This window comes from Paenibacillus sp. Y951 (assembly GCF_056786395.1).
This window is the reverse complement of sequence record NZ_JBXCIY010000001.1, coordinates 344825-365738: the sequence shown is the minus strand read 5'-3', so window position 1 is coordinate 365738 and position 20914 is coordinate 344825. Positions and strand designations below refer to the sequence as shown.

Here is a 20914-nt window from a genome sequence, read left to right as displayed (position 1 = left end):
ATTTTTCAGCATTTATCTATATTTATTATAGTAATAATAGCTAAAATTCAGCTAATTGCTTCATAGCTTCTCGAACTTTATCTGTATTCAGCAAGAAAAATTTCTCACCCGGTGGATTAATCGGCATAGCAGGTACATCTGGACCACATAATCGCATAATCGGAGCATCGAGTTCAAATAATAGCTCCTCAGCAATAATGGCTGCCACTTCTGCGCCAACTCCACCTGTTTTGTTATCTTCATGGACAATCAATACTTTACCTGTGCGACGAACCGCTTCAAGTATAGCTTCTTTATCCAGTGGTTGAATCGTTCGTAGATCAAGAATATGTGTACTAATGCCTTCTTCAGCTAGCTCAGCAGCCGCTTGTTCAATAAAGCGTAGTGGGAGACTATAGCTGATAACGGTAATATCATCACCTTCACGAAGCAAATTAGCTTTGCCGATCGGTACAATATAATCATCATCAGGCACTTCACCACTAACAAGTCGGTAACTTTTCTTATTTTCGAAGTATAATACAGGATCTTCATCACGAATAGCTGCTTTCAATAAACCTTTCGCATCATAAGGTGTATACGGAGCGACAATTTTCAGCCCTGGTGTACCGAAAAATACAGATTCAGGACATTGCGAGTGATATAATCCACCGAATACGCCACCGCCGATAGGAGCGCGAATAACGATCGGGCAACTCCAATCATTGTTGGAGCGATAACGAATTTTCGCAGCTTCACTAATAATTTGATTCGTAGCTGGGAACATAAAGTCAGAGTATTGCATCTCTGCTATCGGCTTCATGCCATACATTGCAGCACCAATGGCAGCACCCACGATTGCTGATTCGGATAAAGGCGTATCAATTACACGTTGTTCTCCAAATTGCTCTTGTAAACCTTTCGTCGTTGTGAACACACCGCCCTTAAGGCCAACGTCTTCACCGAGAATGAACACATTCTCATCTCGTTCCATTTCTTCCTTCATCGCTAGACGAATCGCTTCGATATAATCTAGTTTAGCCATTACTCTACTCCTCCCTTATTATCATTAGCGTACACATGATCCATAACAGATTCAGGAGTAGGGAAAGGAGCTTTATCTGCATAAACGCTCGCTTCATCAAGCTGTTTCTTAATTTCAGCACGTAATTCAGCCTCTAGCTCTTCATTCCAGATGCCATGATCAACCATATATTGTTTAAATTTCGGAAGTCCATCTAATGTTTTATTATAATCGACTTCTTCCTGGGTACGATATGCTAAATCATTATCAGAAGTTGAATGTGGAGAAATACGATACATCATCGCTTCGATCAAAGTAGCTCCTTCACCTGCGATGGCACGTTCTCTTGCTTCCTTCACCACTCGATATACTTCAAAGGCATCATTGCCATCTACTCGCTCACCATGAATACCATAGCCAAGCGCACGATCGGACACTTTACCCGCCAATTGCTTATGAACAGGTACAGAGATCGCATATTGATTATTTTCACACATTAAAATTACAGGCAGCTTGTGTACGCCAGCAAAGTTACAGCCTTCATGAAAATCACCTTGGTTACTAGAACCTTCACCGAACGTAACGAAGCTTACAAAATCTTTCTTATTCATTTTTGCGGCAAGCGCAAAACCAACAGCATGCGGAACTTGTGTCGTTACAGGACTAGATCCAGTAACAATCCGCAATTTCTTACTTCCAAAATGACCAGGCATTTGACGACCACCACTATTAGGATCCTCAGCTTTTGCAAATGCAGAAAGAAATAAATCTTTAAGCGTCATACCTACGGAAAGAACAAAACCGTAGTCCCGATAATAAGGAAGAAAATAATCATTGTTCCGATCAAGCGCAAATGCAGCTGCGATCTGCGCAACCTCCTGGCCGATACCAGATACGTGAAAATTAAGTTTACCAGCTCGCTGCATAAGCATACTCCGCTCATCATACATCCTTGCTGTCAGCATATTTGTATACATAGCAATAACGGTTTCCTCGCTAATGCCTAATTGCTGATGCTTGGCTTGCTGACCTGTCGAAGACAATACTGTCATATTATCTTCCTCCTTCTCTTTATAAATTGTAACCTGGTACTAATACCACGTCATATATCTATTATACTCTTATCTTTTCAAAAATAACATGTGACATTTATAACAAAAGTTCAGTGACATCTATGAGTGACACCAAACACTCCTAACAACACTAAGCAATGTGTACACTTGAGTACACAAGCGACCATAGGCCCGAAGCTTATAATAAAGTCTTACCGCAAGCATTACCCAGCAACGTGTACATTTGTGTGCACAAGCGAACAAAGCACGAGACTTATAATGGAAACTCAAATTGTCGCCTGTCAGCACCAAGAAGATGCACTACAGCGAAAACGAGTAGCACTAGTAGTTGCTATTGGTACACGAGCACATTCAATGTTTCTGCAAGAAACATACATCGGAAGCATATGCTTGGCTTTCGATGGAGGGCATATTCGCCGCCGACTACGCTACGTTAGCATAATCATCGTGATCACAGGTGATCAATTTGAGCCACCGCCAGCATAGCTTCTGCAATTGCTTCTGATAGGGTTGGATGCGGATGTACAACCGCCCCCACTTCCCACGGCGCTGCATTCAACCAACCTGCTAACGCCGCTTCAGAAATAAGCTCCGTTGCATGTTCGCCAATAATATGAACGCCGAGAATGTCATCTGAACTCTTATCAGCAATAACTTTAACAAATCCTGATGGATGTCCCGCTACAATAGCTTTACCAAGTGCAGCAAATGGAACTTTAGCTTTCTTAATCTCATATCCAGCAGCGACCGCCGCCGCTTCTGTATAGCCATACGAAGCAACCTCTGGCGATGAATAGATGCAACGCGGGATAAGATGAGCTGCCACAAGATTAACTTGGCGCCCAGCGATATGATTTACTGCTGTCAATCCTTCATGTGACGCAGCATGGGCAAGCTGAACACCGCCAATGCAATCACCAATCGCATAAATATGCGGCTCACTCGTTTGACCATAATCATTAACAACTATTAAATCTTTTTTGATCTTAACATCCGTATTTTCTAAGCCAATATCATGGCAATTGGCAATTCTACCAACAGAGACAAGCATTTGATTAGCCTCTAGCAAGACATTACCTTCTGCTGTTTTTGCTGTAATTGAGAAATCATTCTCCCTCACTGTATAGGAAGATACATCAAGCTGTACACCCGTAATTGTTCGAATACCACGCTTATCCAGCAATCTCGTCATCTCCATCGAGATTTCTGTATCCTCACCCGGCAATAGACGAGAACCAAGCTCTACAATCGTTACTTGAACGCCAAAGTCATTCAATAATGATGCCCACTCTACACCGATGACGCCACCACCGACAATCAGCATACTTTCAGGTAGCTTGTCCATCACTAAAGCTTGGTCACTATTCAGTATGGTAACTCCATCTGCTTCAAGACCAGGCAGATTACGCGGAATAGATCCAGTCGCAATAATAAGATTCTGACTTACAACAGATTCCATTTCTCCATCTGATAATTCAACAGCAAGAGTTCCACTGCGTGGCGAGAAAATAGAAGGGCCCACGACACGGCCTTTACCTTTAATCACTTGAATACCATGACGTTTTATGAGACCCTGCAGTCCTTTAAATAATTGCTCTACCTTCTCTTCTTTTTTAAGTTGCACATTATTGAATTGAAACGTTGAGAAATCTGTACTGACATCTATACCAAAGTCCGAACTATTCAACAATGTCCGATATACTTCTGCGCTTCGAAGTAAAGCTTTACTTGGGATACAGCCTCTATGCAGACACGTCCCACCTACCTTATCCATTTCTACGATAGCTACGGATTTCCCCATTTGAGCCGCGCGAATAGCGGCAGTATATCCACCTGGTCCACCACCGAGAATTGCAACATCTACTTGAATACTCATTAATATACCCCCATCATTTCTATCAATAAATGCACATACTTATAAAATATCCTTTTTCAATTAAAGTCCCAAGTGACGTTTGTCAGCACAATAACGTATTTACAAGCAACTATATTAAGTTGCTTTTTTCTAAAACTGAACCATATGTAATTGCTTAGTATATCTTATTGTACATCTTTTCGCTTCAGAAATCATCGTAAACGTATTCACTATACCGTTGGTGACGTTATGTGGTAATATAATGTACAGATTGCATTTAACAATACGAACTGTTTTAGGAGATAATTATGAAATTAACTGCGCAACGTATTATAGCTATGTTTATGCTTGTTATTCCTGGATTAATTGCTTGTTTTGGATTTTTGAAAGTAAAGGATTCATTATATGATTATTTCGTTTCCTTTGGCATAGATGGGGCCGACCCTTCATTTCAATTTTGGAAATTCATTTTAGGACTAATTATGTTCCTTGCTGGTACAGGATTTATTGCAGGTTGGACATTTTTCCGTGATCGCAAACGCAATTATGTCGCTACGCGATTCAAAGTAAAACGTGAAAAACCACCTAAGCCTACAAAATCAGCACAATAATTAACATTAAATTGATATAGCTTTAATATTCCTGTAACAAACCTACTCTATACTAATATTATGCTAGTAAAGAGGCAGGTGATATGAATGATCGTATTTGATGTAATTGTAGATGGAGCTAAAGTTGATACATTACGACCGATGACTTCCAAGCTAAGAGAATTAACACATTTCATCGAGCAACAATTTGAGCAATTAGTTGAGAAGTATGGACAAAATGTTCACTTAAATAGACGATTCGAGTATTAAATCGAATTGTCTATTTTTTTTGTATTTTTTAAAAAAAGGTAATGTAGTTCTATTGGAGAACATGTAGAATAAAAGAGGCTTCTTTGGCTAATAAGAATGATGGAAAGCATTGTCGCTTTATCTATCACTCAATGAACAACGCGCGGAAATTTTGAAGGCAATCATCGAAAACCATTTGGATGATTTTAAACGTTATACACGTGTTGTTCTAAGCATTTAATGTTTTGAACTCCCCCTAAAGCTTACGATTCGAAACAAAAAGGCTTAAAACTACAGCACGTTTGACGTGCAACAGTTTTAAGCCTTTTTCATCTGATCTTAAGAGAAGTTCACTTTACAAAAAGCAGCTACCATCTCAAGTTCATCATCTTCCATCTCAAAATCAATATACTTGCCTGCGTCTCCGGTCTGGAACTCGTGTTTTACGATTTTCTCTGTACCTTCATCAACAACATATATGACACGAAGAATAACTCCTTCATCATGGAACAGTTCATCATCTTCTTCTACTTCAAGATCCATAATAAATTCGTAGCGATCTCCCACCAAAATTTTGAACGGATCAGCAATCGTTTCTACAGTAAACTCTTTAATTTTAAACATAGGTTATCTCCTCTTGTTTCAACTTAGCGTAATACTGATTATAGCATTAGAGTGTAACATATGCCATCACTACATCATTTTATTCGAGAATCCGTGTTATACGTCGTATTGTACTGTCTCATTTTGCTATAACAAATCTTCATTGGGCTCAATAACGACAATATGAAAACATACTATACCTACACTATAGAATTACAGTACAATTAAGTTTGTCGTTGTAAAGCAGCATACATATTTGATGAAAGATACTGAGGTGTTATATGAAACAATTATTCAAATACATTCGTCCTCACTGGGCCACAGCCATATTAGCTCCATTATTTATGATACTGGAAGTTAGTATGGACTTGCTTCAGCCATTATTTATGGCGACGATCATTGATGACGGCATTATGGCAGGTTCACAATCACATATTTTGCAAACCGGACTTTATATGATTGCCGCAGCCATTATAGGATTAGTCGGAGGTGTTGGTTGTACCATCTTTGCTTCTTATGCTTCGATGCGCTTTGGTCAAGACTTGAGGCAGGATGTATTTCATCATGTTCAAAAATTTTCATTTCGTAATATTGATCAATTAGAAGCAGGCTCACTTATTACACGATTAACAAATGATATTGTTCAATTACAAAATGTTGTTCAAATGCTATTACGAGTACTTGTCCGCTCGCCGTTGTTGATGGTCGGCAGTATTGTTATGACGATTTTCATTAGTCCGAAACTAGCAATCATTGTCGCTATTTCCGTCCCTATCCTGTTCATCGTTATGTTCTTCATCATTCGCGGGACGTTACCGCTGTTCACAAAGGTACAAATGAGACTTGATCGAATTAATACGGTATTACAAGAGAATTTAGCTGGTATGCGCGTTTCCAAAGCTTTCGTTAGACGTCAATACGAGAAAGATCGCTTCGGAAAAGCAAATGATGATTTCACTACTCATTCTGTTAAAGCACAACGGCTTGTATCTATTAATGCTCCGATATTATCGATGATCTTGAACGTCAGTGTAATCGCCGTATTATTATTAGGCGGTAAAGATGTGATTAATGACTCATTCGAAGTTGGTAGCTTAGTAGCTTTCATTAATTATGTGACACAGGTGCTATTTGCTGTATCATCCGTAGCAATGCATCTCGTTCGTGTAAGTAGTGCGAAGATTAGTGCAGATCGTGTGTTAGAAGTGTTGAATACCGAATCAGATCTTATCGAAAATACGACACAGGATCGTAAAATTATCGGGCAAGTCGAGTATCATAACGTGTCCTTCCGCTATAGATCAGATCAAATTAGTGATACGTTACGACATATTAATTGTAAAGTAGAAGCAGGTCAAAAGATTGCTATTATCGGCGCAACGGGGTCAGGTAAATCGACTTTACTTCAACTAATACCAAGGCTATATGATGTGTCAGAAGGTCAGATTCTAATTGATGGGATTGACGTAAAAAATTATTCATTCGCGAGTCTTCGATCACAAACTGCAATGGTATTGCAAGAAACGATTCTGTTCTCTGGTACTATTCGTGAAAATATATGCTATGGACGACCAGAAGCTTCCGAGCAAGAGATAATCGATGCAGCAATGGCGGCTCAAGCTGATGAATTTATCGTAACGATGAAAGATGGTTACGATACGTTGATTGGACAACGTGGCGTCAATCTATCAGGTGGACAGAAGCAACGGATCTCAATTGCGAGAGCTTTATTAATGAAGCCTGCCATCTTGCTACTAGATGACAGTACAAGTGCAATTGACACTCGTACAGAAGGATATATTCAAGCTGCACTACGTCAACTTATGCAAGGTCGAACTACATTTATCGTCGCTCAGAAAATCAGTTCTGTCATTGATGCTGACCAGATCTTTGTAATGGAGCATGGAGAAATAATTGCTCAAGGGAAACATGAACAATTATTCATTCACTCCCCTCAATATCGTGAAATCTATCAATCGCAACTTGGACAGGAGGAGGTTAGCTATGAGTAAGTCAACGAGCACACCACCCCCTTCAACTCCAGACTTTAGTATGCGCGGCGGATCTCAAGGCCATATCGGTATGAAGAAAGTGAAACCGAAAAATACATGGTCTACGTTGAAGCGAATATGGAATTATCTATCTATGAATCGTAGCGGTCTAATCATCGTTGTTATTGCGACAATCGTAACGACGTTACTTTCCCTTGCAGCACCTTATCTGCTAGGCGTTGCGATTGACGATTACATTATCCCTCGTAATTGGAATGGTCTTGTTCAGTGCGCGATACTTTTACTCATTGTCTATATTAGTGTCTCGCTAACGGCATGGATCCAACAACATATGATGGTTAAAGTATCACTGTTAACGGTAAGAGATATGCGTCAATCTATTTTCAATGCGATGCAAAAATTGCCTATTTCTTTCTTCGACAGTCGCACACACGGTGAACTTATGAGCCGCACGACGAATGATGTTGAGAATGTATCGGTAACGTTGAATTCTACGACTACACAATTACTATCTAGCGTTATTTCATTAATTGGGTCGTTAGCAATTATGCTGTACCTTAATGTATGGTTAACGTTGCTCAGTATGGTCACGATTCCAGTCGTTATGTTATTCACTAAGTATGTAGCCGGCTATACTCGCAAACAGTTCTCTGCACAACAGAAAAAGCTTGGTGAATTGAATAGTTATATTGAAGAAACGATTTCTGGTCAAAAAGTTGTCCAAGTGTATGCTAGAGAACAAGTTGCAGAAGAACATTTCAACAAGCTAAACAGTACATTAACGAAAAGCAGTATTTCTGCCCAAATATACTCAGGTTTAATTGGGCCTACGATGAATGTATTAAATCATACTAGCTTCACACTTATCGCAGCTGTTGGTGGCTGGATGGTATTCCGCGAGTATACATCAGTAGGAATTATCGTTGCCTTCGTTAATTATTCTAAGCAATTTCAACGTCCAATTAATGATCTTGCCAATCAATTCAATATGGTGCAATCCGCTGTTGCTGGTGCAGAGCGTGTCTTCGAAGTGATAGATATGGAAGATGAATACGGCGATGCGCCGATGCATCAATCGAGAAAACCAATCGTTGGTGATGTAAGATTCGAAAATGTTCACTTTGGATATAAAGCAGATACTCCGATTTTGAAAAATATATCGCTTCATGCAAAGCCAGGACAGACGATCGCTCTGGTTGGACCGACAGGAGCAGGAAAAACAACGATCATTAACGTACTAACTAGATTTTACGACATCCAACAAGGGCATATATGGATTGACGGTCATGAATTAAGTCAATATGAGAAAGATGAATTGCGTAGTCAACTCGGCATCGTGCTCCAAGATGCATATGTATACTCTGAAAGTATTCGAGAAAATATTCGCTATGGTCGCTTAGATGCTACCGATGAGGAAGTAGAACAAGCAGCGAAGATTGCCAACGCACATCGATACATCAAAGAATTACCTGCTGGATATGATACGATGCTAACAAGTGGAGGCAGTAATATTAGTCAAGGTCAACGACAGCTACTAACCATTGCTAGAGCTGTTCTTGCTAATCCTGCTATTCTCATACTGGATGAGGCTACAAGTAGTATCGATACAAGAACAGAGATGCATATCCAAGCTGCGATGAAGAAGTTGATGGCGGGTCGAACGAGCTTTGTCATTGCCCATCGTCTTAGTACCATTCGTGATGCCGATCAAATATTAGTTATTAAAGATGGTTCGATCATTGAACGTGGTAGTCATGATGAATTACTTGCGGAGCATGGCTTCTACCACGATCTATATAATAGTCAATTCAAGCGTAATGGTTAAGTGCAACATTCCCTTCTACGATTCGTCAAATAGGAAAATGTCGTGATTTTTGAGGTGTGTGAATATATGCAAAAAATGATAATTGGTTTGTTACTCATCTGTATTCTTTGCACGGGTTGCTTCGGCGGAAATAACAATCCGAAAACGATAAGTGAGCTCTATCCGGGGAACATTTTGAATGTAGATAGAATTGAGATTTTGGATGGTAGTACTGGCGAATCAAAGACCTATGAGGATGTTGAACATATTGTTTCTTTGCTAGAAGCGATCAAGGAAGAGGTATTCATACTTGATTCTGATCAAGCAGAGCGTGATGGGTTTAGTTATGCAGTAGAACTATTTGAAGGAGAGAAGCTCAAGATGGCCTTCTCTCCTAATTGGTTTAAGAAAAAGAACTATATTACTGATGAAAACTTAACGATTTCAATTCGGAATTTTCTTGTTGGAACAACAGAGTGAAATTAGATAAGAATGATACCCATGCCACAGCCATCACCTTATAAAATAATTTTATCCATACAAAGTTACCTTGTTCATGCTAAAAATAAATATTCTAAAGCAATATGCACTTCCAACTCCCTTGGCCAAACTTGATCTTCCGCATAGTACATATTCCATCCTACAACTGTTCATACTAACGATACTTATGTGGAGGTGAAAATGTATGGGAGAAAAAACAGTATTCAGTGCAGGTGAGAAGGCGCCAAATACCGCTCATTATATCGAAATCGGAGAAAAGAACCACGTTATGGGAGTTAAAAACCCACAGCAGATATCATTGTCTGCTGGAGACACATTTCCAAACACTTCAAACCACAATCGAAAGTGGTCAAAGAAGGAGAGAAATTAAAACGTTTGTAGCATAGTAGCCTATCGATGAAATAATTATTTTCGCATGAAAAAGCTGCCTTCTCATTTTCTGAAGAGGCAGCATTATTTTAGAGATTTTTTCGAATGAAACTTACTTACCCCATACTTCTTCAGAAATCTCTTTAATGAATTTCAGCTTATTCCATTGTTGCTCTTCTGATATAATATTACCTTCTTCAGTAGATGCGAAGCCACATTGTGGACTTAGGCAAAGCTGATCAAGAGGAACGTATTGTGCAGCCTCATGAATACGAGCAATAATCGCTTCTTTCTCTTCTAGCTCACCAATTTTGGAAGATATAAGACCAAGCACGATTTTTTGTCCTTGGACATGCTTCAACGGCTCAAATGTACCTGATCTGTCTGTATCAAATTCAAGATAAAATGCATCGTAATCGGTAATACTGAATAATGTATTGGCTACTGGATCGTAACTACCTGCACCAGCCCAAGTGGATTTATAATTACCACGGCACACATGAGAAGTAATAACTAGATCATCTGGCAAATTAGCTACTGCTTTCTTGTTCAGTCCAGCATATACTTTACCAATATCTCCAACAAATATACCTTCTGCTTCTCTAGCAGTAATGAACGATTCATCACAAAGCATTCCCCAAGTGCAATCATCAATTTGCAAGCTACGGCATCCCGCTTCATAGAGCGCTTTAATAAATCCTTGATAAGCGTTAGCAATATCATGCAATAGCTCATCGAAATTAGGATAGAACTGTTGCAATGCTGCTTGATTTTCAAAGCGTTGCAGCTCAAGCAATAACTGCGCTGGAGCAGGGATCGTTTGTCGAGCAACTGCATTATCACCTGCAACCTCTTGCAAAAATTTGAAATCATTAATGAATGGATGCGAGCTAAATCCGATTTTACCAGATACGCGCGCCGTTTCTGGACGAGATTCTACGCCATGAAATACATAACCTTGAGGAACAGCCGCTTTCTCAACGCCGTCTAATCCCCACATAAAGTCAAGATGCCACCATGAACGTCTGAATTCCCCATCGGTTACTGCTTGTAGGCCAACTTCTTTTTGCTTCGCTACTAAATTAATAATCTCTTGATCTTCTATAGCTTTCAGTTGCTCATCTGTAATTGCCCCGTCAAGAAATTGCTGACGAGCTTGCTTTAATATTCCTGGTCGTAGGAAGCTACCTACAACATCATTTTTGAATGGTGATTGCTGAGTTGTGCACATAAATAATCTCTCCTCTGAAGGCGGATCATTTTCTAGTCTTATATGCTAGAAGCCGCTGTTCTCTTAGTCGTTGAATTAAGATTAACATAGCCAAGCTCCGTATATGTAAAGCCAATAACCTATGTCTAGATATAGTTTTAAGCTATATCAATTAAAAAGTTAAGCATTTATTCGATATGCTGGTGCAATGCTTCAATATAGAATTCCGCTAAATGTGATAAACTCACATTTTTATGTGCAATCCAACCAATTTCAATATTATCATCAATATCAAGCGGTACAGGTATAATCTCATTTCCGTTGAGGTCTTTACTTAATACACCCGATGAAATCGTGTACCCATTTAGACCGATAAGCAAATTGAATAAAGTCGCTCTGTCAGTTACTTTAATACTTTTGGGACGAGAAACGGTGCTTAATATTTCCTCGGAAAAATAGAATGAATTATATTCTCCTTGTTCAAAGCTTAGATACGGATATTCCTCAAGATCTTCCATTGTTACCGACGCTTGCTTAGCCAAAGGATTATTGACGCTAATAAATACATGCGGCTTCGCAATAAATAAGCGGTGAAAAAGTAATCTACCTTCACGAAGTAATTTCGAAATAACCTTTCTGTTGAAATCATTAAGAAATAATATGCCAATCTCGCTGCGCATCGACTTCACATCATCGATAATATCATACGTTCTTGTCTCGCGTAGTGCTAGTTCATATTGCAATTGTCCATGCTCTTGCACTAGCTGTACAAAAGCATTGACCGCAAAAGCGTAATGCTGAGTAGATACAGAGAAATGTTGCGGAGATGGAGCTGCATTCAAGTAACGATTTTCTAATAGCTCGGCTTGCTCAACAACTTGACGAGCATAGCTCAAAAATTCAATACCCTCTTGTGTTAACGATATTCCTTTATTGGTACGCTCAAAAATCGTAATACTTAGTTCATTTTCAAGCTCTTTGATCGCATTGGAGAGACTTGGTTGTGAAATGAAGAGAAATCTAGCCGCTTCATTCATCGAGCCTCGTTTATTAATTTCTAGCACGTACTTCAATTGCTGAAGAGTCATTATTGCCTCCTACGAACATGATATAACTTCATCATAACGAAACACGATCATATTGACTAGTACTTGCATCATAGAAAACGTATCATCATTATAGGTAGTTAAATTATTTCATTTCATTGCAAAGTCAAAAAACCAGCATATGCAATGAGCACATGCTGGTTTATGACTATTAAGCCAATTATACTTTATTCAATTAGCGAATAGTTTTTAGCGCAGTAGACCAAGAAATAACTTGATCAAGCATTTGATTCACCGAATCCGCTTGAACTTCTTTTGGTTTGAATACTGTGCCATTTTCGAAATCAGTGAATAGTGATAATGCTGGATGTACACGAACATCAGCAACTAATAGTTCACCAAGAATACCGCGTAAATGCTCAGCTGCACGCGCCCCACCTACAGAACCATACGATACAATACCAGCAGCTTTGTTATTCCACTCTTCACGAAGATAATCTAATGCATTTTTCAAAGCGCCAGTAATCGAGTGATTGTATTCTTGTACAATAAATACGAAGCCATCGCAATCTTTAATGCGAGCGGACCATTCGCCTGCTCCTGATGCGTCGCCGCCTGCTTCACCAAGTAGCGGTAATTTGAAATCAGCGATATCGATAATTTCGTATTGGGCATCATTACGTTTGTCTGCTATGCTTTTTACCCATTCACCAACCTGTGGACTTACACGACCTTCACGAGTACTACCTAGAACGATACCAATTTTCAACATTTGAATACCTCCATTATTTTCTTCTTTTTTGTTTGTGCCAAATAGATTACTTAAAAACCCCATGATTTTTCTTTACTCCTTAGTAAATTCAATTGTACTTCTTACCGTATTTATAGGTCTAACTTGCTTCTCAATTTGCTCACGCTTAGGTTCAAGGAATGGTGGTAGTGATAATTTTTCACCAACTGTCTCATATTCCTCATCTCCCATAAAGCCAGGCCCATCGGTTGCAAGCTCAAACAAAATTTGTGGTGCAACTCTTGTATATAAAGATTCGAAGAAATGTCGATTAACATAACCCGAAGTATTAAACCCAAATCTCTCAAAACGTGCTGTCCACTCATCCAATACCGCACGATCTTCAACTCGGAAAGCTGCATGATGTACCGTACCATAACCTTGACGAGCTGGTGGTAAGCTATCATTGTGCTCAACTATGATCTGCGCACCATTACCACCTTGACCGCCTTCAAATAGATAATAACTGCCCTCTTGAGCTATTTCACGGAACAACATTACTTTTTCCAACATTTCCTTAAAATATTCGAAGTTAGCGATTCGGATAAAGATTGGACCGAGTCCAGTAATTGCATGCTCTAGTGGGATCGGACCTTTTTGCCATGGTGTACCCGAAGCAACTCCACTATTATGCTCATCTGAAATAAGCTGATACTGCTGATCATCAAAATCGACGAAAGATAATGTCTTCTTGCCAAATTGTTCTTGAATTCCACTATGTTCAACCTTAAGTCGGTCAAAACGTTTCACCCAATATTGCAATGCAGCATCTGTTGGTACTCGGAAGGACGTTTTGGAAATTTCATTCGTCCCATGTACGCCTTTAGCAATATTCGGGAAGTCAAAGAATGTCATATCCGTTCCAGCAGAACCTTTATCATCAGCAAAAAATAAATGATACGTTTTAATATCGTCTTGGTTAACTGTCTTTTTAACAAGTCTCATACCAAGTACGTAAGTGAAAAATTCATAATTTTTCTCTGCGCTACTCGTAATTGCAGTAACATGATGTATACCTTTTAATTCATTTACCATTAGTATCTCCCTCTCTTTGTCCTTTTATATATTGATATTAGGATGCTCAATAGGAATGTAAATGATGATATATCTTTAATTAAAGATATAAGTGAAAGATATACGTCATCGCTTCATCCAACTACTTACCGACATACATTTGTTCTTTGATGTACATCACATCTATGCTATCAGAAATACATCGATCCAATAATACTGTGAATTGTCTATATCTCAAAATTAAATATCTTTAACTTGAGATAATAATACCATGAGTAATTTGCGCTGTCAAACTTTTTTTATGTTTATTTAATACTGACTAATTTCCGCCTACCCTAATTAAAACACTGTTAAACCGCTCTTAAATCTAATTACCAGTAACGATCAGATCGTTACTGGTAATTCCATCTGTAGTGTTCAACAGCATTAGTATTGTAATTCATCCCATATCGTTAACGCTTCTTCCCTTGAGCTTGCTGGTGCAGCTATCCATAAGTCTTTCGTCGATTTGCTATCACTATCTCTTGGTTCTAATATATTGATGCTTATATTTTCAAAATCACCAGACATTTTAATTGTCCCCAAAAATTCTATTCTCGGTTTTCCCCCTATACTTGAAGAGTAATAGAGATAACTGAATAAACCATGATCATTCTCTTGGAAAACTATTTTATTGTTTGAATTATAAATTTTTGTAAACTCGTAATTATCAACGATAAATGAACCTTCAAATCTGTAGTCGGAGAACCATCTTTTATAGTACTTTCCTTTAATCGTGATTGTCGTATTTTCGACGATCATTTCATCATTCATCCGAAAATTGAACTGCAGTGAGCTTTTTATCAATGGTTTGTGGAATGCCTGAGATTAAAATAATAATACTTGTTAGAATTGCTACTCCCATCAATATTACTAATCCAAGCCAGATTGGTTTAATTATTTTACTAATCGTTTCGCGTATTTTTTGTGCAGCTACAAATTTGTCATAGGCTAGCTCTTTCTCTTCCGCAGACTCACTTTCAAATTTCGAGAAATTCGGCTTGATACCCATACGTTTGGCTCCTTTATACGGTGATGATTGTAAGCAATCGCTTTTGGTACATCCTACTTACATCGGTCTCTCCTATCTACATGTTTAAATTGCGAGCATTTGCAGATTCTTCAATAACTAATATGAATAGTGTAACCTGTTGTTCCAGTAGTTTCCATATTAATTATATTTTTTCCTCAAACAATTGATACAGAACAAATGTTCGTATATAATTACGTATGAGGTGATCGGAATGAATGAGCACATTACTTTCGGAGCGGCTAATCAACATCGTCGCACGACCATTACTACTTACAACGCTAACTACGATCAGTTACTACAAGAAATTATTGTTTCAAAATCGCAACATGCAATGATCGAACTTCAATTATTTGACGAATATGAAGACTTACGACTGATTGGAGTGATTGAGGATATCGATATTATCGGGGGTAGCATTCGAATTGACGGCGAATGGTTTCAAGTTAATAAAATTAAAGGAATATTGAGCTAATGTCATTCGAGGATTATGATATCAAAACAGGCTATAGCTGAGTTAACTGCTATAGCCTACTTATTATAAACTCTCTAATAATTTCAATAAATTTCTTGGCATCATATTAGCTTGTGCTAGCATAGAAATACTAACCTGGGCTAACATTTGTGATCGTACAAGATTCATCATTTCCTGGGCCATGTCAGCGTCTCTAATTCTAGATTCAGCAGCACTTAAATTTATAGACATATTTACTACACTATTATATCTATGCTCCAATCGATTTTGATAAGCACCGAGCTTTGCACGCCCAGTTGACACATCATCAACAGCTTCTTCCAAGGAAGCTAACGCCCCGCTTGCACCTGCGGCTGTAGAAATATCGAGTCCAGCTATTCTGATCATTGCATCTCTAATATTCGGCATATCAAAAATGATATGATCATCAGCACCCGAACCTGCCTGTATCCTTAGCCCCTGGCCAGATAATGACAAATCACCGTTAAGTAGCTTAATTCCATTAAAATTACTTTTTTCAGCTATAGCATTAATTTCTTCCTGTAATTGCGAAAATTCCAATTGAAGTTTTGCTCGATCCGAATCCGAATAAGTACCATTAGCAGACTGATTCGCTAGTACATTCATTCTTTGCAGCATCGCATGAATTTCCTGCGTCGCACCTTCGGCAGTTTGAATTAAAGAAATTCCATCTTGTATATTTCTAGATGCTTGATTAAGACCATTAATTTGAAACCTCATGTTTTCAGAAATAGCAAGGCCAGCTGCATCATCAGCTGCTCGATTAATACGATATCCAGTAGAAAGTCTCTCCATAGCTTTAGAAATTTGATTATTATGAGCGTAAAGATTGTTGAGAACATTCATTGCCATAATATTCGTTCTAATATACATGAATATAACCCTCCCTCTAGATATTTGTATTCCTCTTCTTCCATTATAATGAAATTAACCTAATTACACAATAAGTCAACTAACATATAATAATAAGCTATTCAAGTAAATATTTAATACAAATTCAAGTGAAAAACTACTCCACTAAACCATACTTCACTTTAATTCGTTCTAGCTTCTCGATCATCGGCTTGGACAATACCATTAAAAATATAACTGTAGCTATGGCATGGATCATATCAAACCAAAATCCAGAAATATAGGTAGCTAATAATGCTGGCCATGAGAATTGTGAAGTAAACATAAGCAGTGATCCTATATTAATAATACCACCGTAAATAATAAATGTTGCTAATCCGCCAAATATACAGAGTGAAAGCTTCGATCTTTTCAGCCACCCCTTTTGAAATAGATGACCTGCAATAAATCCAATAATACCAAAGCAAAACATTTGCCACGGTGTCCAAGGACCTTGCCCAAAGAAGATATTCGAGACAAATCCCGCAGTAACACCAACGAGAAATCCCGCTTCAGCACCAAGGCACACAGCAGCTATAATAACGATTGCTACCACTGGCTTAAATTGAGGTACCATAAAGAAGACCGCCCTTCCCGCAACAGCAATAGCTACGAGCACCGCAATGACGATAAGCTCTCTTGCCTCCGGCTTACGTTTCTCGAATACCATTAGAAATGGTAGCATCGAATACAAAATAATAAGTAAACTAATAAAATAGTATTTTCGATCGTCTAATATAAAAATACCGATCGCAATCGTTACAGGTATTACAATTAAGATGAGAATTGCAGATAGCCATGTCCTTCTACTTAAGCGCTGCTTAGTTAACTGATGCTGCGACATCGTGTAATCACATCCTCAATGGTGACTGCTTCTTGCCAAATATGACGACACATTCGATTGGCCACTGTTGTATAAAAACTATTCCCAGCAAAAAATCGTTTAGTTTGATTCGTAGTAATCATATTTCCATCGAAAAACATGGTACATGTCTCGCCATAGCGTGCACAAAACTCAATATCATGAGAAACCATCACAATTGTAATGCCTCGCTTATTCAAAGCTATTAAAAATTGCGCCAGCTTCTCTTTAAAGTAACCATCAAGTCCTTTCGTAGGCTCATCCAGTAACAGAATCGTTGGTTCTAATAGAAGTACTTTAGCTAAGGCAGCACGTTGCTGTTCTCCCCCACTCAAATCATACGGATGTCTATTCAGTAGTGGCTCCAGCTCCGCAAACTGAACAATCTCCCGAATCTTCAGTTGCTTTTGCTCAAGGCTAAGTGAAGTCCCTTTCAACATTTCATAGAGATCTAGCTCTACAGTTTTTTTGACAAACAAGGTCTGCGGATTTTGCGGTAATATTCCTAAATGATTAGTAAATAACTCCGTACTGCTCCAGCTTTTCAACCTCTGACCACTAAGCCATATATCCCCTCGATATGGCGTATGAATACGGCTGATGAGTGATAACGTTGACGTTTTACCTGCACCATTGCCACCTACGATACAGTAAAACTCTCCCTTGCTCACTGAAAAAGATAAATCTTTGATAACGTCCGGTCCAGTCTTATCGTACTTAAACCATACCTCTTTAAACTCGATAACCTTATCTTCTTTTCGCTTAATATGTACAGCCTGCGGAACTGTAGCAGCGGAATCTTTGCCCACAAGAAATATATCTAGCCATTGTCGTCCTTCCTTTACTGTAATAGGCGCTTCTCCGTTATTCATAACAGCAGCGTGAATTTGCATTGGGGAAGGCATCGAAGTGAATAAAGGATGTGTCATTTGAGCCAGTTCTTGACCTACTTTGCGCGGCGTATCATCTAGTAGAATTTCCCCCTCATCCATGACAATTAGTCGCTCTGCCAATGGAAGAACCTCCTCCAAACGATGCTCAGTCATTAGAATCGTCGTTCCTAGCTCCTGATTGATTTTTTTCAATGTCGTCAAAAATTCGGTAGCTGCAATAGGATCAAGTTGAGATGTTGGTTCATCCAGAATTAGTATAGAAGGGTGCATCGCCATAATAGAAGCTAAATTTAATAACTGCTTTTGACCGCCAGAAAGCTCTGATACATCTTTATGAAACCAATGTTGAATACCGAAAAAACTAGCCATCTCCGCAACACGAAGTCGTATCGTTGCTTGATCGAAACCTAAACTTTCAAGTCCAAAAGCAAGTTCATGCCACACCTTATCCGTAACGATTCCATTATCTACGTTTTGTTGTACAAACCCAATTTCAGACGCTTCTGTACGAAATCCCACTTCTCTTAGCGCTGTTCCACAATAATAAATTTCACCTTTGCGACTGCCATGCGGCGAAAGTACTGTTTTCAATTGTCTTAGAAATGTGCTTTTCCCACTACCTGACCGTCCGCACATCACGATAAACTCTCCACTTTGGATCGTTAAATTAATATTGGAAAGCGTTTCTTGCGCACTTTCTGGAAATGAAAAACTTAATTGTTCGATTCGATATAATTCCATTTCCATTCCTCCGCAATATTCAATATGACTGGTACCATACACAAAATAAAATAAATGCCATAAGTAACTATGCTCATAGCAGTAATATCTACGTATTTAATAGAAGGAAAATAACGAATACTATTCTCACCTAACGATGCTCCAATTAGAATAATGATAATGAATAGCACAAGAAGTCCAAATACTTTTCTATCCCTGCCATCAAATCGGTAAATTGAAAAGCTAGTTCTGCCTGGCAATCCATAGCCTCTGGATTTCATAGAATCTGCCGTTTCAATAGCATTTTCCAATGCCCAAGTGGTCATGATCGAAAGAATAGTTAGTCCATTACGTGCTCTCTGAATTAAATTCCCTTGTGTAATATCTCTACCTATACATTTTTGCGCATTTGAAATGATAATAAGTTGCTCTCTATAGCGTGGTACAAATCGCAATGCCATCGACAATATAAGTGACCATGCGGGTATCAGTTTTCCAAACAAATATATGAATTTATCAGAACTCATAACTGCGTTATAGCAAGAAAACCATATAATTACTGTAATAAACATACATGCCATTGCCACTCCATACAGAATCGATTCCATTGTAATCGGATTTCCATTGTTGAGATAAAATAAAATCGTAATTCCCTCATGATTAAAGACTGGATTGAGCACTGCCATGAATAGCATTAACGGTAGCATAAAGATAAAGTTGAACATGACTGCTTTTCTCCCCTTCAACAAGATCGAATAGGTCACGGCACTTATCAATGCAATAATTTGCAGAATTGGGTGCATAAAGATCATACTAAAGCATAAAACTGCAGCAAAATAAGTGAAATTAACAATTGGATGATAGGTTGAGAATGTATCTCTACTCATTGCTTATCTCCCGCTACTGCAACATAGCCTCCAACATCTCGGCCCAGATCACAAGTGTATACCCACTCCACGATGTCTCCATCTTGTAGTGCATATCTACTAGCTCCGTAATTTGGAAACCATCCATTAACTTTATACATCCATCCACTTAATTCTCCGCAATCGAATTCGTATAAATTATTAATTCCTTCAATGTAGTTACTGTTGTAGATGGGTGTCATCTCGAATTCCATATGAATCTTATTTGCTTTCATCTCTCGCAGTAAAACATCGAACACCGATTCACCTTCATAGAAAACAACTTTTCGGGCTGCATATATGTTGCCATCCTTCGGAAGTACTTCAAGCTTATCCTCATTGAAAATATTAAGATTATTAAGTATCGTTGCAGCTGACACAGATAATGTAACGGTTAGCTCTTTCTCCGTGTCAATGTCAACATCTTGCCATTCGACAGGCTTTGGTTTTCCAGCTGGTATAGGATCCGTTTCATACTTTTCTTTTTCCTTTTCCTGAGGTGCTACAGTAGCTTTTGGCGTAGCAACTGGTACTGTAGTTGGCTTAACCTTCGGAGTAGTAGTGGGTTTCACAGTTACTTCATCAGACTTCGCCTGTTGCTCAGTTTCTACTCCTTGCTTAGTTCCACTATCAACCGCATCTGTTAATTTTGGCTCTATGGAGCCAGTGTTCGCAATATTTTCACTCGCTATATCCTCTATCGCAATGGAGTCATCCAAATTTACAGTGTCATCAACTATTTCATCTTCTTCAATCATTTCAGAATCTTCACCTGTAATTGTCGATTCGAATTCTTCATTATTGGTAGCCAAGTTAGCAATATCTGTAGGAGGATCAATCGTAGTTATCGGTTTTTTCTGAAAATCTCCTCCCCAGAAAAATGCGGCAGCAAGAATACTAACGATTACAATCGCTGTTACCCATTTCTTTCTATTCATCTTAAAACCTCCACATGAAAC

Annotated in this window: 23 protein-coding genes; 8 read left to right on the top strand and 15 right to left on the bottom strand. The window is 38.6% G+C overall.

Annotation, left to right across the window (positions count from 1 at the left end; translation table 11 throughout):
* Nucleotides 1–40: 40 nt before the first annotated feature.
* Complete coding sequence (locus AC1TPB_RS01925) at nucleotides 41–1024, bottom strand: alpha-ketoacid dehydrogenase subunit beta (protein ID WP_482063465.1); 984 nt, start codon at nucleotides 1022–1024, stop codon at nucleotides 41–43.
* Nucleotides 1024–2055, bottom strand: a complete 1032-nt coding sequence (locus AC1TPB_RS01920) for a thiamine pyrophosphate-dependent dehydrogenase E1 component subunit alpha (protein ID WP_482074929.1) — start codon at nucleotides 2053–2055, stop codon at nucleotides 1024–1026. Before AC1TPB_RS01920 ends, AC1TPB_RS01925 begins: the two co-directional genes overlap by 1 nt.
* Before the next feature lie 279 nt (nucleotides 2056–2334).
* Here AC1TPB_RS01920 and AC1TPB_RS01915 point away from each other — a divergent pair, with 279 nt between their 5' ends.
* Entirely contained in the window at nucleotides 2335–2562 is a 228-nt protein-coding gene (locus AC1TPB_RS01915; RefSeq protein WP_482074928.1) for a hypothetical protein, read from the top strand.
* Here AC1TPB_RS01915 and lpdA read toward each other — a convergent pair.
* Nucleotides 2528–3952 carry a dihydrolipoyl dehydrogenase gene (gene lpdA, locus AC1TPB_RS01910; protein WP_482074927.1) on the bottom strand — a complete coding sequence of 475 codons (1425 nt, stop codon included), beginning with the start codon at nucleotides 3950–3952 and terminating at the stop codon, nucleotides 2528–2530. The two genes, AC1TPB_RS01915 and lpdA, sit on opposite strands and share 35 nt — an antisense overlap.
* A 287-nt stretch (nucleotides 3953–4239) precedes the next feature.
* On the opposite strand from lpdA, the gene AC1TPB_RS01905 reads away from it, so the two are divergent.
* Nucleotides 4240–4542: a DUF2627 domain-containing protein gene (locus AC1TPB_RS01905; protein WP_482074926.1), complete on the top strand. Its 303-nt coding sequence runs from the start codon at nucleotides 4240–4242 to the stop codon at nucleotides 4540–4542.
* An 87-nt stretch (nucleotides 4543–4629) separates the two neighbouring features.
* Entirely contained in the window at nucleotides 4630–4791 is a 162-nt protein-coding gene (locus AC1TPB_RS01900) for a hypothetical protein (RefSeq protein ID WP_482063460.1), read from the top strand.
* Between the two features lie 318 nt (nucleotides 4792–5109).
* Here AC1TPB_RS01900 and AC1TPB_RS01895 read toward each other — a convergent pair whose 3' ends face one another.
* Entirely contained in the window at nucleotides 5110–5394 is a 285-nt protein-coding gene (locus AC1TPB_RS01895) for a DUF6509 family protein (protein WP_482063459.1), read from the bottom strand.
* Between the two features lie 260 nt (nucleotides 5395–5654).
* Between AC1TPB_RS01895 and AC1TPB_RS01890 the strand changes: the two genes are divergently transcribed.
* From AC1TPB_RS01890 to AC1TPB_RS01875, 4 genes are all read left to right on the top strand, one after another.
* Nucleotides 5655–7385 (top strand): ABC transporter ATP-binding protein, encoded by a 1731-nt coding sequence (locus AC1TPB_RS01890; protein WP_482074925.1) that lies wholly within the window; start codon nucleotides 5655–5657, stop codon nucleotides 7383–7385.
* On the top strand, nucleotides 7378–9210 hold the full coding sequence (locus AC1TPB_RS01885; protein ID WP_482074924.1) for an ABC transporter ATP-binding protein: 1833 nt from the start codon (nucleotides 7378–7380) through the stop codon (nucleotides 9208–9210). The genes AC1TPB_RS01890 and AC1TPB_RS01885 overlap by 8 nt, the downstream gene beginning before the upstream one ends.
* Before the next feature lie 66 nt (nucleotides 9211–9276).
* Nucleotides 9277–9669, top strand: coding sequence for a hypothetical protein (locus tag AC1TPB_RS01880; RefSeq protein ID WP_482074923.1), 393 nt, complete (start codon nucleotides 9277–9279; stop codon nucleotides 9667–9669).
* 205 nt (nucleotides 9670–9874) lie between these two features.
* On the top strand, nucleotides 9875–10060 hold the full coding sequence (locus tag AC1TPB_RS01875) for a YjzC family protein (RefSeq protein ID WP_482063455.1): 186 nt from the start codon (nucleotides 9875–9877) through the stop codon (nucleotides 10058–10060).
* Between the two features lie 111 nt (nucleotides 10061–10171).
* On the opposite strand, the gene AC1TPB_RS01870 is transcribed toward AC1TPB_RS01875, so the two are convergent.
* The 6 genes from AC1TPB_RS01870 to AC1TPB_RS01845 all read right to left on the bottom strand — a co-directional run bounded on the left by AC1TPB_RS01870 (nucleotide 10172) and on the right by AC1TPB_RS01845 (nucleotide 15170).
* Nucleotides 10172–11290 (bottom strand): 5-methyltetrahydropteroyltriglutamate--homocysteine S-methyltransferase, encoded by a 1119-nt coding sequence (locus tag AC1TPB_RS01870; protein ID WP_482074922.1) that lies wholly within the window; start codon nucleotides 11288–11290, stop codon nucleotides 10172–10174.
* Between the two features lie 167 nt (nucleotides 11291–11457).
* Nucleotides 11458–12357 (bottom strand): LysR family transcriptional regulator, encoded by a 900-nt coding sequence (locus AC1TPB_RS01865; protein ID WP_482063453.1) that lies wholly within the window; start codon nucleotides 12355–12357, stop codon nucleotides 11458–11460.
* A 193-nt stretch (nucleotides 12358–12550) separates the two neighbouring features.
* Nucleotides 12551–13150, bottom strand: coding sequence for an NADPH-dependent FMN reductase (locus AC1TPB_RS01860; protein ID WP_482063452.1), 600 nt, complete (start codon nucleotides 13148–13150; stop codon nucleotides 12551–12553).
* 9 nt (nucleotides 13151–13159) lie between these two features.
* Nucleotides 13160–14140, bottom strand: a complete 981-nt coding sequence (locus AC1TPB_RS01855; protein WP_482074921.1) for a ring-cleaving dioxygenase — start codon at nucleotides 14138–14140, stop codon at nucleotides 13160–13162.
* A 405-nt stretch (nucleotides 14141–14545) separates the two neighbouring features.
* Nucleotides 14546–14932: a hypothetical protein gene (locus AC1TPB_RS01850; RefSeq protein WP_482074920.1), complete on the bottom strand. Its 387-nt coding sequence runs from the start codon at nucleotides 14930–14932 to the stop codon at nucleotides 14546–14548.
* On the bottom strand, nucleotides 14925–15170 hold the full coding sequence (locus AC1TPB_RS01845; protein ID WP_482074919.1) for a hypothetical protein: 246 nt from the start codon (nucleotides 15168–15170) through the stop codon (nucleotides 14925–14927). Before AC1TPB_RS01845 ends, AC1TPB_RS01850 begins: the two co-directional genes overlap by 8 nt.
* Nucleotides 15171–15402: 232 nt before the next feature.
* Here AC1TPB_RS01845 and AC1TPB_RS01840 point away from each other — a divergent pair, with 232 nt between their 5' ends.
* A complete protein-coding gene (locus tag AC1TPB_RS01840; RefSeq protein ID WP_482074918.1) occupies nucleotides 15403–15663 on the top strand; it encodes a hypothetical protein in 261 nt (86 codons plus the stop codon).
* Between the two features lie 63 nt (nucleotides 15664–15726).
* On the opposite strand, the gene AC1TPB_RS01835 is transcribed toward AC1TPB_RS01840, so the two are convergent.
* The 5 genes from AC1TPB_RS01835 to AC1TPB_RS01815 all read right to left on the bottom strand — a co-directional run bounded on the left by AC1TPB_RS01835 (nucleotide 15727) and on the right by AC1TPB_RS01815 (nucleotide 20893).
* Nucleotides 15727–16557: a flagellin N-terminal helical domain-containing protein gene (locus AC1TPB_RS01835; protein ID WP_482074917.1), complete on the bottom strand. Its 831-nt coding sequence runs from the start codon at nucleotides 16555–16557 to the stop codon at nucleotides 15727–15729.
* A 136-nt stretch (nucleotides 16558–16693) separates the two neighbouring features.
* Complete coding sequence (locus tag AC1TPB_RS01830; RefSeq protein WP_482074916.1) at nucleotides 16694–17419, bottom strand: ECF transporter S component; 726 nt, start codon at nucleotides 17417–17419, stop codon at nucleotides 16694–16696.
* Nucleotides 17401–19071, bottom strand: a complete 1671-nt coding sequence (locus AC1TPB_RS01825) for an ABC transporter ATP-binding protein (RefSeq protein WP_482074915.1) — start codon at nucleotides 19069–19071, stop codon at nucleotides 17401–17403. The genes AC1TPB_RS01830 and AC1TPB_RS01825 overlap by 19 nt, the downstream gene beginning before the upstream one ends.
* Complete coding sequence (locus AC1TPB_RS01820; RefSeq protein WP_482074914.1) at nucleotides 19044–19937, bottom strand: energy-coupling factor transporter transmembrane component T; 894 nt, start codon at nucleotides 19935–19937, stop codon at nucleotides 19044–19046. Before AC1TPB_RS01820 ends, AC1TPB_RS01825 begins: the two co-directional genes overlap by 28 nt.
* The gene (locus tag AC1TPB_RS01815; protein WP_482063444.1) at nucleotides 19934–20893 is read right to left on the bottom strand and encodes a DUF4430 domain-containing protein; all 960 of its coding nucleotides are present in this window, start codon (nucleotides 20891–20893) and stop codon (nucleotides 19934–19936) included. Before AC1TPB_RS01815 ends, AC1TPB_RS01820 begins: the two co-directional genes overlap by 4 nt.
* Between the last annotated feature and the right edge of the window lie 21 nt (nucleotides 20894–20914).